Genomic DNA, 15963 nt, shown 5'->3' with positions numbered 1-15963 from the left:
TTATTGTGTTAATGCAGATTTAACCGCGTTACCCAATTCGTCTGGGTTAAATTTCGCAATGAAGGTGTTTGCACCTACGCGCTCAACCATGGCTTGGTTGAAAACGCCACTTAATGAGGAATGAAGGATAACATAAAGATCTTTCAAATCTGCATTTCTGCGGATTTCAGCCGTTAATGTGTAGCCATCCATTTCTGGCATTTCGATATCAGAAATCACCAAAGAAATCTGATCGTAAATGCTGCCTTCTTGAGCCATTTCAAGCAACTTATTGTACGCTTCTTTGCCATCTTTGACAGATACGACCTCGAAACCAATCGAAGTAATCGCGCGCTCAACTTGCTTACGTGCAACCGTTGAGTCATCAGCAATCAGAATACGACGTACGATAGGCTTTTCTTGCTCCGCTTGTGCGATTTCTTCACCGATGGTTGAATCCATGGTTTCATCAACTGGCGCGATTTCAGCCAGGATTTTTTCCACGTCTAGGATTTCAACAAGTTCGTTATCGATGTTCGTCACAGCAGTTAGGTAGTGCGCTTTACCTGCGCCATCTGGCGGCGGCAAAATCGCTTCCCAGTGCATGTTGATAATACGCTCAACCGATGATACCAAAAATGCTTGGATCGTACGGTTAAATTCAGCGATAACAACAAAACATTTATCAATATCGGTGGTTGGGCGGCCACCAATTGCCAGGCTCAAATCAATTACTGACACGGTATGGCCACGGATATGAGCAATACCTTTTACCAGAGGGTGTAGATTTGGCATAGAAGTCAGCTTAGGGCACTGAAGTACTTCTTTTACTTTGAATACGTTGATGCCGTAACGCTGTCGCCCCATCAGTCGAAAGGTCAATAATTCCAATCGGTTCTGACCGACGAGTTGCGTACGCTGATTCACCGAGTCAAGAATCCCCGTCATATGCTCATCTCCATCTCAAACTTTTTGTTTTTAAATGATACTCTACCACTGGCAAGCATGATACCAGGGAGACAGTATGGCGTATTTCACTATAACTTCGACAACATTGACTATGACAATATGTAGAGCGCTATTTACAAAGTACGCTAAGTCTATCGGCATTTTGCTCAGTATGTTTAGTTTTTTTGTTCATTCGGCAACAGATAATCAGATAGAACAAATAAAATTGGCAGCAGAACAACATATTCTTGCCACGGTAGAGCAGCCAGCCGGAGGTGAATTGACTGTGAATGCGGCAGACATTGACTCTCGAATCAAGGCAACTGACTGCCCTGAACCCCTCGACACTTCGGCCTCTTCCACCAGCAGCACCCGCAGCAATATCAATGTGTTGGTAGAATGCCCTGCCGATGACTGGAAAGTGTATGTCCCTGTTCGTGTCTCCTCTTCAGTACCGATGATCGTCGCAACTCGACAACTTGGCCGAGGTGAGATCATCAGCGCATCCGATGTCACGACATCCATGATTGAGCTTCAACGCTTTCGCAAAGATGGCTTTTCCAGCTTCGAACAAGTGGTCGGTGCGAAGTTAAAACGTAGCGTTCGTCTTGGTGATGTGGTTGAGCGCAATGATGTTTGCGTGGTTTGCCGTAATGAAAAAGTGACAATAAAGGCCGTAAAATCAGGCATGACGATCACAACACAAGGCACAGCATTGCAAGATGGAGCCACGGGCGATCAAGTAAGAGTGAAAAATGACAAGTCACAACGTATAATAGAGGGCATAGTGACTGACATTGCGGAAATTACCGTCACCTTTTAACCTTTATTTAGGTAGCACAACCGCATTGTGAAAATTGATCAATAAAAATGCAAAAAATGATTAAAGTTATCGTTTAGTTGGTCGATAGTCTGGATACCAGTATTACGATACAAGGCAAAGGTTAAACATGGCAGGTATAGATAATATACGTTCAGGGCAAATGATGTCGACGACCAGTCGCGCGCCTGCACGTAACGATTCAAGTGCGACATCAAGCGCAACTGAATCGAAAAAAGCGCCAGCTCAACAAGACGCTGTATCGCTAAGCCAACAAAGTAAAGCCGTCAGCAAACTCCAAAAGGATATGGCAGCTTCTCCGGCTTACGACAGTGCGAAAGTAGCGGCAATCAAAGAAGCAATCGCAAACGGTTCATACCGCGTTGACCCAGAAAAACTGGCCGACAATATGATCAAGTTTGAAAACGAATTGCAAGGCAAAAGCTAACTGACTTAGGCCCAAGGTAAGTATTTATGGCAGCATTAGTCGATCTCGTAAACTTTCAACTAGAAAATGCTAAGGCACTTTCTACTGTTTTACGTCAGGAAACACAGGCGATTACTGCGCGTGTCTCTTCTGAAATCGAAAGCATCGCCAAACAAAAAATGACACTCATTGATCAGCTAAGAACCACTGATCAGCGAATTGCCTCTCACCCGCATGTCAATCAACTTACCGAAGATGAGCACCTAAGTCAGGTTGTAGCCCAAATCCAATCCATCGTGCTGGCCTGTCAACAGGTCAATCGCGTGAATGGAGAATCCCTCAGCCGTGCTCAATTGAGTTTTAACAAGCTCAATAACATGCTTCAACACACTCACGGCAAGATCGGTATGACCTACAATGCCGGCGGCAAAACCCACACCATTTCAACGCTAGGCACCAATATTAAAGCCTAACGCTCTAGCCTCCCCTCCTCATTAGGCAAAGCCATCAAATCAACCCATAAAAAAAGCGACCAATTGTTGCCAATCAGCCGCTCGAAAAGATTATCTGTTTAGTGAAGTGGTTTTAGAACAAAGTTTGCTGACGCTTCTCAGGCACTTGTTGAACTTCACCGTAATCGCGTAGCTTATCCATCTTACGGATATCCAAACGTAACTCTGTTACGTAACTGTCTTCAACTAAGTAACTGCGCACGACCTCTGCACCGCGAATCACGCCATCGACCGCGCCACTCGTGCTTTCAATGCCAAGACGCTGATCTTCAAGTTCGGCACGACCGCTTACTCGCATGCCGTAAACTTGCTCTGCTAACTCACGATACGCATCAATTTTTGATGCTCGCATCGCGCGCACACGTTTTTCTTCTACCGTGCGGCCAGTTTGTTCGCTTACGCTTGCATAACCTACCGCCACTAAAATTTCATCTTGGCGCATCTGTTGTAATGGCTGACATCCCACAAGCACCAAGGTGGCAATAATAAATAATAACTTCTTCATGGTTCTATCCTATGGGCGGAGAATCACAGTGTATGGCTGGCGAATCGTTGGGTCTGAACGAATCAACACGCCATCTTGGGTACGGATGCTATTTAGCGTATCCAAATCACGGCCGATTCGGTCTGCAGGCAAGAACCCTTGCGCTGTGGCAACCACAACACGGCTTTGCATACCAACAACGCGAGCATTAACCAATACGCCACCTTCTTGACGAAGCATGGTTCCCGTTAACACATACTGAATTTGCTGCTCTTGCGCCAAATCTTGCCAATCGCGGCTTAATGCAAAGTCGCCTTGCTGCGTCACTTGGATAGATCCTGTCGTTTTAAAATCGACGACTTTAAAACCGCGACGTTGGAACTGATGAATAAACCCTTCAGATACAGAGTTGCCCAGCCAGTTGGTCGCATCCATGTTTTGCAGGTCAACAAACGATGTGATAGCAATTGGTGTACGTGCAGAAACGGCAACGTTAGATACCATCAAATCTTCTGTCATGCTCTCAATAAAGAAGTCCATCGTATGACGCGGACTGTCCATCAACATGAACTGGCTGCCTGAATACGGTTCTTTACCATTATAAATCGGTGAGTACGCGCACGATGTCAAAAGCGTCATCATCGATGCGGCGACAAGCCACTTTTTCATGGTTTGATTCTCCAGATAATCTTGGGTGGCACTGTTCTTTCACAATTCCTTACTGAGTAAAGGTAATATTGGAACAGTCTTTGCTTTTCTTTGTTTGTCGAACTAAGAAAACGCCACCAAACTTCACTGAAATTGATATAGCAATATTTATACCCGAACGGTCATACCCAATGAAAAAAATATTATTTAGCCTACTTTCAATCACTTTCGTTATGCTTCTGCCATTTCGTGCAGTGGCGTCTTGGTACGAAGTGACAGGCGTTGCCACGATCGTTTCTTCTGAAGATGCGGCAAGGCTCCATGCGTTGGAAGACGCTCTATTCAAAGCCGTCAACTTTTCGGGCGCAGACATTGGCAGCATCAGTAATTTGATGCCGCTATTGGAAGAAAACCGCAAAGAATATCAGTTTACTAACCATGAGGTACGCTACATTCTCGTGGAATCTGAGCGCAAACGCGGTGGTAAAATGGAAATGAAGATCCGAGTGGACATTTATCCATCGGCAACGGGTTGCCACACGGATCAATACAAAAAGACTATTTTGGTCGGTAACATTGACGTTGCCTCCCCCCAACAAGCAGTCATGGGGCAAATCTACCAAGTGGGTGACGATTTCAGCAAAGTCGTTAATCGCCAATTGGATCAAACATCGCGCAGTTTCGTTTCTGTTGGCACGACGGACTACTCAATCAGCAGCAATTATCCAGCTCGCACTCAAATGATTGCGCAAGACAACGGCGCACAATACATTATTGGCGGCGTGATCACTGACTTAACGGCAACGATTGAATCTCAACTCTTAAAAGACGACATCATTAACCGTCAGTTTGCTTTAGAGATGAAAGTCTTCGATGGCAAGACAGGCCATGAAGTCTTCAACAAAGCGTACCGCGAAGTCGCGCGTTGGCCATTCGCCAAAACCAGCCAAGTTGATACTCGCAGCGCACGTTTCTGGGCATCGACCTATGGCGAAATGATGCTACGCGTCAGCCGCAACATCATGTTAGACCTCGAGTCCGAACTGTCTTGCAAGATTACCCTACCGGAAGTGGTGGCCGTTTTTGGCAACACCGTCACGATGGATCTGGGCCGCATGCACGGCGTAAAAGAAGGTGACAAGCTACAACTGTGGCACACGGCATCATTCATCGATCAAAAGGGTTTACCGCGTAATAAAGTGTCGCAAAGCGAGATCACTTTGACGGTCTCCCGCATCTATGAACAAGAAGCAGAATTGACGATTGATCAGCCGAATTTGGCGTCCAGCGTTCAAATTGGCGATGTAATGAACAAGATCTTATAAAAGGTCACATTAAGCCTTGAGATATGCTTACTTTTGAATATCATAGACAACGCATCTTATTTGATTATGCCTGTCTAAGTAACTAACAAGTTAGCACTAGGGTTAAAGAAATCAGCAGCATGGCTGTGAATTTGTTTAACCTGTAGCAATAACCCAATAGTTACTGTGATTGGTATTACGCCCTCATGGCACAGCTGGATAGCGCAGTCCCCTCCTAAGGGACAGGTCGTAGGTTCGAATCCTACTGGGGGCGCCATATCATAGCCTTAACTCACCGTTGAGCTAAGGCTTTTTTATACGCGTTTATCGGGCTCATTTCCCGCACACAACGTTCTCTTCCCGATAATCCAAACGCCCACCAGCAGCATATTGCCGCTTCTGGTCAAACCTCATGCGGGTTGAAAACGCTCGCCGTCGCCCTTAATTACTTCACAGTTACTATTTACAGTTTTGTATTTTATTACTTTAATTATTTATGAGTTTTGCTTACCCTCTCGACTATTAATAAAAATATTAGTTAGCACTATGTCTAAGAGCAATTTAATTACTAACACTGGACACCGCTTTATTTCGAAAGGCAAGACTGCCTTTAAGATCCACATTCATACTCCTGACGATACTGTTTTGCATCGCTCAGTGGGTTTTGTTCGTATTGGAGAGAAAAAGGGCTTGAAGAAAGCCATCAAACTAAGAAATGAGTTGGGTAGAGAAATGTGGGGCAAGTTTTGGCGACGTCTATTAAAAGACCCGTACTTAATGACGCGTCTGCCGCACAGCGTGGAGCCTAAAATCGTTCATAAGCCTAACCCTACCCTAGAGAACCCAGACAACCGAGACACTTGTTACATTGCGAAATGGCGCGAGTTTAACGATAAGGGCGAATACAAATACAAGACGGTAGTACGTTCGATTAACAAATACGGCAAACTTGCCGCTTACATGCAAACGAAAAAGGCACTACTAGAAGCCCACAAAGAGAACTTAGAAATCCTCACTTTTATGGGCCGACTCAACAGTATAGATCTGAAGTAATCCACTCTCGTACTTACACAACTTAAAAGCGCTTCAGACAAATTTCGCTTCACTGCTAAACATGATTTCGAGAGTTGAACCTCTATCGAACGCAAAAAGAGAACCCGTCATCAACCGGTTCTCTTTTTTTGTGTCCACCATTCACAAATTAAGCGATACAAAATGAACAGATAAAAAAAGCCCCGAAGAGCGAACTCTTCGGGGCATTCAGCTTTAGGCTGCTATTCTACGGTCGGATAGGAGCTTATTGCTGAACTTGGTATTCGAACTCAGGTACAACGATTTCTACGCGACGGTTTTGTTGACGACCTTCACGAGTATCGTTTGATGCGATTGGGTTGTTTTCACCTTCACCGCGAGCTTGGATGCGTGATGCATCGATGCCTTTTTCAACTAGCGCGTTTGCTACAGACTCAGCACGTTTCTCAGAAACTTTTTGGTTGTATGCTGCAGCGCCTGAAGTATCTGTATAACCAACTACTTCAACCTTCGCTTGTGGGTGCTCGTTTAGGAAAGCAACTAGGTTGTCTAGTTTAGAAGCGCTTTCTGGTTTAAGTGTTGTGCTGTTTAGGTCAAAGCTACCAGTGCCGATAGTTTGAGTTTCGAAAGTTTTAGTAACCACTACTGGCTCAACAACTTCTTCTACAACTACTTCTTCAACTACTGGCTCTTCTTCAACTACTACTGGCTCATCGTTGCCGCCGAATTTGAAAGAAACACCTAGAGTTGCAGAGTTACCAGCTGCTTTGCTTACGTTGTTGCTAATGTCAGTAATTGTTTGGTATTCCGCACGTGCTGTAACGTTTTGGCTTAGGTTGAATTCAACACCAGCTGCGCCTAGGTAAGAGTAATCATCTTTACCGTCGAACATTACGTAAGCACCACCAACTTTACCGTAAAGTGCGATGTCTTGAGTGATTGGTAGGCTGAATTTAGGAGCAAGAGTGATTGCTTCTACATGGCCACCGAAAGAAGTTTGATCGAAATCACCAACGTTGTCGAAACCAGCTTCTAGTGCAATGTAGTCATTGAATTCGTAACCAACGAAAGCACCAAGAGTTGAGCCATCTTTGTCACAAGATTGACCTGCTACACAAGCATCTTCCAACCAAGATTTACCCATTTTACCGCCCACGTATACTTCTGCTTGAGCTGCTGAAGCCATAAGTAAAGACGCTGAAATTACCGCTGCTAGTTTTTTCATTATTGATTCCTCTAAAGAAGTACTTTTTTTAATTCGATGACGAAATGCGCCGCCTAATAACACTGACGTTGTATTTCAATTCTTTTTATTCATTCCTTGAGTGGATACCGAAGCAACTTCCGCTTTATGCACATGCAAAAAATTTATGGAAAGTCACTTGGGTATATTTCCAGTGCAGTGATGCATATCGTTATCGAGTTCTCACTGACGGGTTGAACTATAACGCTAAGAAATCACGAGACAAATCCCAAAACTGTCAATTTCGTGTCATCAAAAAGTTCTACATTATGTGATCTTAAGCACTCCAAGACCCACCCCACCAACCACGCAAACGTTTGCGTCACTTTTTAAAACCAGACAGCTAAAGCAAGTTTATTTCTCAATATTGAGACAATAATTAGGGAACTTTAGGATTTATAAATATAAATCAGAGAGATATTTTGAATGCGAACGGTTAATTTTTATTCATATTAGGCATATATGGATTACAAAAACTTATCCATTTTTGAACAACTAAAAAGCAAAACGAGCAGTTTATATCCTTAGCAAGATTAAGCTTTATAGTGCTGTGAACCTTCAGATACAAAAAAGCCGCGACAAATATCGCGGCTTAGAATGACTATTTATTCAGTCTAATTATGCGTTTGCTTCACGTTCAGCAATGAACTCTAGCGCCATTTTGATGCGAGCAACACAACGTTCTTTGCCGATCAACGCCATTACAGCATCAACAGAAGGTGATTGACCGCCGCCTGTCACTGCAACACGAAGTGGCATACCGATTTTACCCATGCCAATTTCAAGCTCTGCACATACGTCAGCGATCATTTGGTGTAGGTTTTCTGTCGTCCACTCTGTGATCGCTTCCACTTTCGCAAGTGCTACTTCTAGAGGTTCTTTCGCTACGCCACGCAGGTGCTTCTTCGCTGCGCCCGCTTCAAACTCAGAGAAATCTTCGTAGAAGTAACGAATTTGCTCAGCAAGCTCAACAAGAGTATGACAACGCTCACCGACTAGCTTGATCACGTCAGTGATCGCAGGGCCGTTTGTTACGTCGAGTTTTTGCTGATCTAGATGCCATTGTAGATGCTCTGCAACATACGCAGGATCTGAGTTCTTGATGTAGTGGTTGTTCAACCATTGCAGTTTATCCGTGTTGAAAGCAGAGGCTGACTTAGATACTGCGTTTAGGCTGAACAAGTTGATCATCTCTTCTTGAGAGAAGATTTCTTGGTCGCCATGAGACCAACCTAGACGCACTAAGTAGTTGTTTAGTGCCGCAGGCAGGTAACCCATATCACGGTATTGCATTACTGATACTGCACCATGACGCTTAGACAGTTTCGCACCGTCATCACCCAAGATCATTGCACAGTGTGCGAATGTCGGTACTGGTGCACCCAATGCTTCGTAGATGTTGATTTGACGAGGCGTGTTGTTGATGTGGTCTTCGCCACGAACAACGTGAGTGATACCCATGTCCCAGTCATCCACTACTACACAGAAGTTGTAAGTAGGTGAACCGTCAGTACGACGAATGATTAGGTCATCCATTTGATCGTTGCGGATTTCGATACGGCCACGAATTTGGTCTTCGAATACTACGCTACCCTCTTTTGGGTTACGGAAACGAATAACACATGGGTCACCGTCTTTTGCCGCTTCGTTTGCCGCTTTGATTTTTGGATGGTTTGCATCGTAACGAGGCATTTCTTTGTTTGCTTCTTGCTCTGCACGGATTTCATCTAGCAGCTCTTTAGACGCGTAACACTTGTACGCTTTGTCTTCAGCAAGAAGCTTATCAACCATTTCGTTGTAACGATCAAAACGTTGAGTTTGGTAGTAAGGACCTTCATCCCACTCCAAGCCTAGCCATTCCATGCCTTCTAGAATCGCATCAACGGCTTCCTGAGAGTTACGTTCAAGGTCTGTATCTTCGATACGTAGAACGAATTCGCCACCTTGGTTTTTAGCGTATAGCCAAGAGTAAAGTGCAGTACGCGCACCACCAACGTGTAGATAGCCAGTTGGGCTAGGAGCAAAACGAGTTTTAACCGTCATTTGAGTTCCTTAGGGGTAATGAGCAACGAGAGGGCTCTCGTTGTGATGTCAAGGATAAAAGTGGCGACATTTTACCACCGTAAGTCAATTCTACAATCGGTTTGACACCAGAAATACAAACAGGGCAGCACCAATATAGGTACTGCCCTCTTATTTATTGTTTAAGCGCGAGACGAAATTACTTCAGGTTACGCATCGCCCATTGCATGAACTCTTGTTGCTCTTCACGGCTGAGTTCATTGAACGACTCTTTCAATGTTTTCGTCACCGCCGGAGATTGCGCGATGCTGCTCTTAGTCGCTTGTTTGTTCATTGCGTTGTTGTAGTCGGCCACTTCTCGCTCGTAATCACGAAAACCTTGCAAACCACCTTTACGGAGCTGAACCATAGAGAAATCCACTTCTTTTCCGTTTTTATCCTTTAGTACCACTTTTGGATCGAGTTCGAAGGCTTTCGCTTCTTCAATGGTGCGGAAGGTTTTGTAAGTCAGAGAAAGTTCAGCATCTTTTTCTGCATCAAACTCTAATAAAAGAGGCTGCGAATCAAACTTACGGCGCTTTCCATCTTCAAACACAATTTGACCAACAGTCACCGCTAACTGGTTTTCACCGTCTTTTAGCTCGATACTGTTGTTGTCAGAGATCCACTCAGGGTAAACGAACTCACCATTAATAACGCGAGGCACTAATTCCTTTTGCAGAGTCAACTGAGCAGCGAAGGCAGGCGCAGAAAGGATTGCGCAAATTCCAAGAAGTGTCGTTGTTTTTTTCATCATGGTTTCTCACTTTATACCAATTTAGATAAGCCACTGAAACTTACAGGCCAGTCATTTCAATGGCTTATATGAATAAGTATCAAGACAAAAAGGGCGTTTCCGCCCTTTAAGCTGCTTCTTTATTAGAAGTAGTATTCAACACCTACAGAGAACTCATCGTAGTCAGCTGACTTCCAACGCGCTTCTGCTGGTTTATCTAGTTGAGATGCACCGTCACCGAAGTCTAGAGTACGAGCACGTACGTAAAGCACTGCAGATGGGTCTACGAAGTACATAACTTGTGCAGATAGTACATCGTCTGCTGTATCGTTAATTGTCTTACCGTCACGTTCTAGGTCGAAGTTCGCTGCGTAACCTAGCTTGTACTGCCAGTCACCTGTTGTGTACATCAGACCTGCAGACATTGCATCTTGCTTCTCGTTCACGCCGTTGCTTGCGTCCGCTTCCATGTATTTGTATTGAGCGAAGAACGAAATACCGTTATCAAACCAACCTTGAACACCAACTAGGTACGTGTTGTTTTCCCAAGTTTGACCTTCAGATTCAATGTTACGGTTACCTTCGTAAGCAGCATCCAATTGTAGTGGACCTAACTTGTAGTGAGCCGCGATGCCGCCCCAGTAATCATCACCAGCACCTAGACCCGCTTTATCACCAGCACCCGCTGCGATATCTAGAGAGAACTTGTCTGCGTACATTGGAGAGTCCCAACGAATGGTGTTTGATTGACGGTCTTGGTACTTAGCACCACCGATTGCACCACCCCAGTCGTAAACATCGCCTAGACCTGGGTTAGATGCTGGCCAGTCAACCAACTCGTACATAGGTGTCAAAACACGACCTAGACGAACTTGACCCCAAGAAGCACTTTCAAAACCGACGAATGTGTCACGCTCACCAAGACCAGCACCCTCGCCACCAAAGCTAGGGTCTACGTAACCACCTTCGATTTGCCAAATAAAGGTAGGACCGAAGTTAGCAAATTGTTTTTTACCACGGAAACCGATACGAGATTCGTTGTTTAGCTGCATGCCACCTAGGTCGTCATCCGTTGCTTTGCTGCCAGAATCGTAATCGCGGTACGCGGCCTGCATCGCGATGATCCCGTAAACTTCATAAGAGAAAGAATCTTTTGTTAGGTACTCTTTCGCAGCATCACTGTTTGCGCCATCAGCAAGAGCTGCACCACTGAACATCATGCCTGTGATTGCCGTAGCAAGTAGGCTTTTCTTTAGGTAAGACATTTTTAACCCCTATATTTTTAGTTTTTTCCATTTTCAAATTCGCTAACTAGGACATTGCAGGAACTTGAAACAATGTTTGGACGGGGCAAATATGACAAACTTTTTTCGCAGTAAAAAACTTTCCCAGCAGCAATCTGAGCAAGTTCAAAATGAGAAGATCAAAAACAATATCAATCCTTATTTTTCAATCACTTATATGGATAAATAAAAACATAAAAACGTCAAAAGTGAGTTTTTACGCTGTTCTGACATAAGAAAAGCTTCAAATTCGTGAGCGACTTCATTCATGTTTTAGGAGTTTTAACGGAACTTTATATTCAGAGAGAAAAAACCTTGAGATCACTCGCAACACAACAGAGGAAGAAACGGAGCTTTACTGACAGTTTTGACGAAATTGTTTCGCCAATGAAATGCTTGACCTTCCCCTTGATGTAAGGTTTAAGCTCTTTACATCGCTATTATTGAGGACAAGTTTATGAACCAGTTCGTTGTACCGTTATCGGGGCTCAACTGCATGGGTTGTGCAAGGAAAGTAGAGAAAGCGTTACACGCTAATCACGATGTTGAAATCATCAATTTGTCTCCGACCTCTGTAGAATTAAAGACGGATGCGTCTTTATCTGACGTGGTCGCCTCAATTGAATTCCTTGGTTACCAAGCTGGCACCCATTATGAGCTCCAACTATCGGGGCTAAGCTGCGGTGGCTGCGTGAAAAAACTCTCTTCTTTATTAGAGTCCAATCAAGATGTTGTCTCTTTCGAAGCTTCGACAACGCACTTACGCATTCATACTCTTCTGACACAAGAGCAAGTCATCGATTTGGTGGCAAGCTTAGGCTATAGCGCAAGTGCCGAAGTGATCACAGAAGCAAATACAGAAACAAATGTATCAGCTCCACAAAAGGCAGACACGCTAACTCAAGTTGAGCAGCAACATCACGGTGAGCCTGAAGTTAAAATTGAAGAGCTACCACCAGCAGGCGCGACACAATTACAAATGCTGATTCAAGGGATGACGTGTGCCAGCTGTGTTGCCTCTGTTGAAAAAGCGCTGACTCAAGTCCAAGGCGTTGAAAAAGCGCAAGTCAACCTGGCTGAGCAAAGTGCGTTGGTCTTTGTCGATAACGATTCTGACGACTTGCACGCCGATATTTTAGAATCGGTTAAACAAGCCGGGTATCAGGGTGAAATTCTACAAGACGCCGCAACCCAGCAAGAAAAGCAAGCGCAGCAACAACGTCAGCAGCAAAAACGCTTCAAACTGGATGCTATTGCTGGCCTTGTCGTCGGTGCTCCTTTAATGATTTGGGGCGTTGCTGGCGGCAATATGATGATTCGCAACACCAACGACCAATTAGCTTGGGGCGCGATCGGTATCGTATGTTTGCTCCTTCTTGCCACGGCGGGTAAACACTTCTTCGGTAACGCTTGGTCAGCGGCCACTCACAAACGCGCCACAATGGATACCTTGGTTGCACTCGGTACGGGTGCAGCATGGTTTTACTCTATGTTGGTAGTGATTTTTCCTGACTGGTTCCCAATGGCTTCTCGTCATGTCTATTTTGAAGCCAGCGCGATGATCATTGGTTTGATTTCACTTGGTCACTATATAGAAGCTAAAGCTAAGGCGAACACAACGCGTTCCTTACAAGCGTTGATTAACTTGCAACCTCAGCAAGCTACGGTAATCACGGAACAAGGCGACCAACAAATAACGGTTGAGCAAATCACGTTGGGCATGAAACTGCGTATCAAACCCGGCGAGAAAGTGCCTGTTGATGGCGTTGTGATTCAAGGTGAATCGTACATTGATGAATCTATGCTCACTGGTGAACCTGTTCCTGTATTAAAAGCGCAAGAGGCTCAAGTCTCCGCAGGTACTTTGAACACAGATGGAGCCTTAATCATTGAGGCAACGGGCATTGGCGCAAATACCATGCTGGCTCGTATCATCCGCATGGTGCGCACAGCGCAAAGCAGTAAGCCTGCCATCGCGAAATTGGCAGACCAGATTTCATCGGTGTTTGTCCCTGTCGTTGTTGGTATAGCAATACTGGCCGCGATCGTTTGGTTTGCCGTTGGCCCAGAGCCAAAAGCGAGTTATATGCTTGTGGTCACCACAACGGTACTGATCATCGCCTGCCCTTGCGCTCTAGGCTTAGCAACCCCACTTTCTGTCACGGTGGGAGTGGGTAAAGCCGCAGAACTCGGCATTTTGATCAAAGACGCCGATGCCCTGCAATTGGCAAGCAAAGTCGACACGGTTGTATTCGACAAAACGGGCACACTTACCCAAGGAAAACCGAGCGTTCAGCAAGTGTTTACTCACGCCACCAGCCAAGAAGAACTATTGGCTTTAGCGTATGCGGCAGAGCGTCAGTCTGAGCACCCACTGGCAAAAGCGGTGTGTGATTATGCCAAACAACACAACGCAAAAGACGTCTCATTAGACAAGTTTGAGAACGTTCGCGGACGCGGCATTTTGGCGACGTATCAAGATAAACCGCTGCTTATTGGTTCGCTGCAGTTCATGCAAGCAGAAAACGTTGAGACCAGCGCACTAAAACCAGACATCGATGAATGCGCAAAAAATGCGTGGACTCCGGTAGCTGTGGCATTGAACGGCGAACTGATCGGTCTGATTGCCATTGCCGACCCAATCAAATCAGATGCGAAACAAGCGCTCTCTGCATTAAAATCGCAACGCATCAAAACGGTAATGCTGACGGGTGATAACCAACACGTTGCCAATGCTATCGGCCAAGAACTTGGCATTGATGAAGTGATCGCCCAAGTAATGCCAGATGAGAAAGCTCAGCACATTGAGCAACTTCAATCTCAAGGACATGTCGTAGCAATGGTGGGGGATGGCATTAACGACGCCCCTGCTCTCGCGTTAGCCAACCTTGGTATTGCCATGGGTAGCGGCAGTGATGTCGCCATTGAAAGTTCGCAAATGACTATCCTGAACACGTCACCAATGGCGGTAGTACATGCGATTGAACTGTCTCGCGCTACACTTAAAAATATGAAGCAAAACCTATTTGGTGCCTTTGTTTACAACTCGTTGGGTATTCCAGTTGCCGCTGGCGTGCTTTACCCAGCATTTGGATTTTTGCTCAGTCCTGTTGTCGCAGGAGCGGCAATGGCACTGTCTTCAATTACTGTCGTTAGTAATGCAAATCGACTACGACTGTTTTCAGTAAAATAACCACTTCTTTTTGAGGGTATTATGAAGTTGAAACTATTGACCTTTGCAATGCTTGCGACCGTGTCCGCCAACGTATTGGCGGCCGATGTCATTAACCACAAATCGCCATACTGTGGCTGTTGTGGAGAATGGACAAAACACATGGAAGAGAACGGCTTTACGGTCGAAGAAAAATTGCACGATGACATGAACGCCATCAAACGCGATCTAGGCATCAAGAACGAGCAGCTTTACTCTTGCCACACGGCAGAGATCAACGGCTATGTGTTCGAAGGTCACATTCCAGCCGAAGACATTAAAGCGTTCTTAGAAAATCCACCACGTAACGCGAAAGGTTTAACTGTACCAGGTATGCCAATGGGCTCTCCGGGTATGGAATATGGCGACAAAAAAGACAGCTACACGGTCTACGCCTTTAACGAAAAAGGCCAAGTTTTCGAATACCGCCGCCACGAAGGTAACGACAAGTAATAAGAAAGCCCAGCAAACCAATTGCTGGGCTTTTTCTTAATGGACAGTTAAGACAAATATAAAATTAGAAGCCGTAAGAAGCACCAAATACAAAAGCGTTATTCACTAGGCTGTCGCCACTCGCGTTTTCTGCGCCATGAGCTTGAGAGCGTAATTCAAAGTACGGCTGAACACCTTTACGCGTCCATGTCGCACGGAACTCGTGATCCATAGTTTCTGCTTCAATCATGTAAACGTTGTTGTAGCTTAGCGTCACATCTTCATTCATCACGTAACCGATGCGGTTATCCATGCGGTAATCTGTATCCGCATCTGCGTCTGTCGCGTCGATGTGAGCACGAGTACGGTTACTTAATGAGATGCCGTTATCGAAGTTGTAGCCGATCTTAACCAGTGGACGATATTGCACGTTCTCACCGGCAGAAAACAGGTGTTGGTAACCCGCCGCAACCCATAGATGATCGGTAATGTTGAATGACTGCTCACCACCCACGGTAATTGCAGGAGTCGTATTGCCTGCACCGCCATTTTCAGTTTCCAACTTACCCAGTTGAATACCATCAAACTCAGTGTAAACCGTAAAGCCACCAAATTGGTTATCAAAAGTATGACCAGCTTCAAGGGTAGACGTCACGTCAGAGCCATGAATTCGACCATCATCGTGGAATTGAACGTTACCCGTTACGTAAGAAGAACCAGCAAAAGCGCTAGAAGCGAAAGCGAGTGAAAGAGCACTCAGTGCAAAGATGTTTTTCATAATTACTGCCTTTAATTATTCACGTTATGCGATGGTTCCATGGGCTTCTTTTCCCGATCATCGCA

The 15963-nt window shown here is 45.2% G+C and carries 15 protein-coding genes and 1 tRNA gene; 8 read left to right on the top strand and 8 right to left on the bottom strand.

The window, feature by feature from the left end:
- Complete coding sequence (locus tag ACYJZR_RS03820) at positions 1-927, bottom strand: chemotaxis protein CheV (RefSeq protein ID WP_005462297.1); 927 nt, start codon at positions 925-927, stop codon at positions 1-3.
- Between the two features lie 76 nt (positions 928-1003).
- On the opposite strand from ACYJZR_RS03820, the gene flgA reads away from it, so the two are divergent.
- From flgA to ACYJZR_RS03805, 3 genes are all read left to right on the top strand, one after another.
- Positions 1004-1750 carry a flagellar basal body P-ring formation chaperone FlgA gene (flgA, locus tag ACYJZR_RS03815; protein ID WP_005486752.1) on the top strand — a complete coding sequence of 249 codons (747 nt, stop codon included), beginning with the start codon at positions 1004-1006 and terminating at the stop codon, positions 1748-1750.
- Positions 1751-1877: 127 nt separating this feature from the next.
- Complete coding sequence (gene flgM, locus ACYJZR_RS03810) at positions 1878-2195, top strand: flagellar biosynthesis anti-sigma factor FlgM (RefSeq protein WP_005453996.1); 318 nt, start codon at positions 1878-1880, stop codon at positions 2193-2195.
- Between the two features lie 26 nt (positions 2196-2221).
- Entirely contained in the window at positions 2222-2647 is a 426-nt protein-coding gene (locus ACYJZR_RS03805; protein ID WP_406966312.1) for a flagella synthesis protein FlgN, read from the top strand.
- Positions 2648-2759: 112 nt separating this feature from the next.
- Here the strand turns inward: ACYJZR_RS03805 and flgP are convergent, their stop codons facing one another.
- Together flgP and ACYJZR_RS03795 are read right to left on the bottom strand one after the other, a co-directional pair.
- On the bottom strand, positions 2760-3191 hold the full coding sequence (gene flgP, locus ACYJZR_RS03800) for a flagellar assembly lipoprotein FlgP (RefSeq protein WP_005453982.1): 432 nt from the start codon (positions 3189-3191) through the stop codon (positions 2760-2762).
- Positions 3192-3200: 9 nt separating this feature from the next.
- Positions 3201-3839, bottom strand: coding sequence for a FlgO family outer membrane protein (locus ACYJZR_RS03795; RefSeq protein ID WP_005382013.1), 639 nt, complete (start codon positions 3837-3839; stop codon positions 3201-3203).
- A 170-nt stretch (positions 3840-4009) separates the two neighbouring features.
- On the opposite strand from ACYJZR_RS03795, the gene ACYJZR_RS03790 reads away from it, so the two are divergent.
- The 3 genes from ACYJZR_RS03790 to ACYJZR_RS03780 all read left to right on the top strand — a co-directional run bounded on the left by ACYJZR_RS03790 (position 4010) and on the right by ACYJZR_RS03780 (position 6175).
- Positions 4010-5143 carry a flagellar assembly protein FlgT gene (locus ACYJZR_RS03790; RefSeq protein WP_005496141.1) on the top strand — a complete coding sequence of 378 codons (1134 nt, stop codon included), beginning with the start codon at positions 4010-4012 and terminating at the stop codon, positions 5141-5143.
- 179 nt (positions 5144-5322) lie between these two features.
- Positions 5323-5399: transfer RNA gene (locus tag ACYJZR_RS03785), tRNA-Arg, on the top strand.
- 269 nt (positions 5400-5668) lie between these two features.
- Positions 5669-6175 carry a hypothetical protein gene (locus ACYJZR_RS03780; protein ID WP_005482262.1) on the top strand — a complete coding sequence of 169 codons (507 nt, stop codon included), beginning with the start codon at positions 5669-5671 and terminating at the stop codon, positions 6173-6175.
- A 244-nt stretch (positions 6176-6419) separates the two neighbouring features.
- Here ACYJZR_RS03780 and ACYJZR_RS03775 read toward each other — a convergent pair whose 3' ends face one another.
- The 4 genes from ACYJZR_RS03775 to chiP all read right to left on the bottom strand — a co-directional run bounded on the left by ACYJZR_RS03775 (position 6420) and on the right by chiP (position 11459).
- Positions 6420-7379, bottom strand: coding sequence for an OmpA family protein (locus ACYJZR_RS03775; RefSeq protein WP_005453991.1), 960 nt, complete (start codon positions 7377-7379; stop codon positions 6420-6422).
- 636 nt (positions 7380-8015) lie between these two features.
- On the bottom strand, positions 8016-9440 hold the full coding sequence (gltX, locus tag ACYJZR_RS03770; protein ID WP_005482241.1) for a glutamate--tRNA ligase: 1425 nt from the start codon (positions 9438-9440) through the stop codon (positions 8016-8018).
- Positions 9441-9618: 178 nt separating this feature from the next.
- Complete coding sequence (locus tag ACYJZR_RS03765; protein WP_005453993.1) at positions 9619-10215, bottom strand: YccT family protein; 597 nt, start codon at positions 10213-10215, stop codon at positions 9619-9621.
- Positions 10216-10337: 122 nt separating this feature from the next.
- Complete coding sequence (gene chiP / locus ACYJZR_RS03760) at positions 10338-11459, bottom strand: chitoporin (protein ID WP_005454008.1); 1122 nt, start codon at positions 11457-11459, stop codon at positions 10338-10340.
- A 475-nt stretch (positions 11460-11934) separates the two neighbouring features.
- Here chiP and ACYJZR_RS03755 point away from each other — a divergent pair, with 475 nt between their 5' ends.
- Positions 11935-14670: a heavy metal translocating P-type ATPase gene (locus tag ACYJZR_RS03755; protein WP_406966311.1), complete on the top strand. Its 2736-nt coding sequence runs from the start codon at positions 11935-11937 to the stop codon at positions 14668-14670.
- A gap of 21 nt (positions 14671-14691) precedes the next feature.
- Positions 14692-15141: a DUF411 domain-containing protein gene (locus tag ACYJZR_RS03750; protein ID WP_005454003.1), complete on the top strand. Its 450-nt coding sequence runs from the start codon at positions 14692-14694 to the stop codon at positions 15139-15141.
- Positions 15142-15205: 64 nt separating this feature from the next.
- On the opposite strand, the gene ACYJZR_RS03745 is transcribed toward ACYJZR_RS03750, so the two are convergent.
- Positions 15206-15898 (bottom strand): oligogalacturonate-specific porin KdgM family protein, encoded by a 693-nt coding sequence (locus tag ACYJZR_RS03745; protein ID WP_005453980.1) that lies wholly within the window; start codon positions 15896-15898, stop codon positions 15206-15208.
- Positions 15899-15963 lie beyond the last annotated feature (65 nt).

It is taken from the genome of Vibrio sp. RC2502 (genome assembly GCF_054850435.1).
The sequence above is the reverse complement of the archived record's forward strand: the minus strand, read 5'-3'. Positions and strand labels throughout refer to the sequence as shown.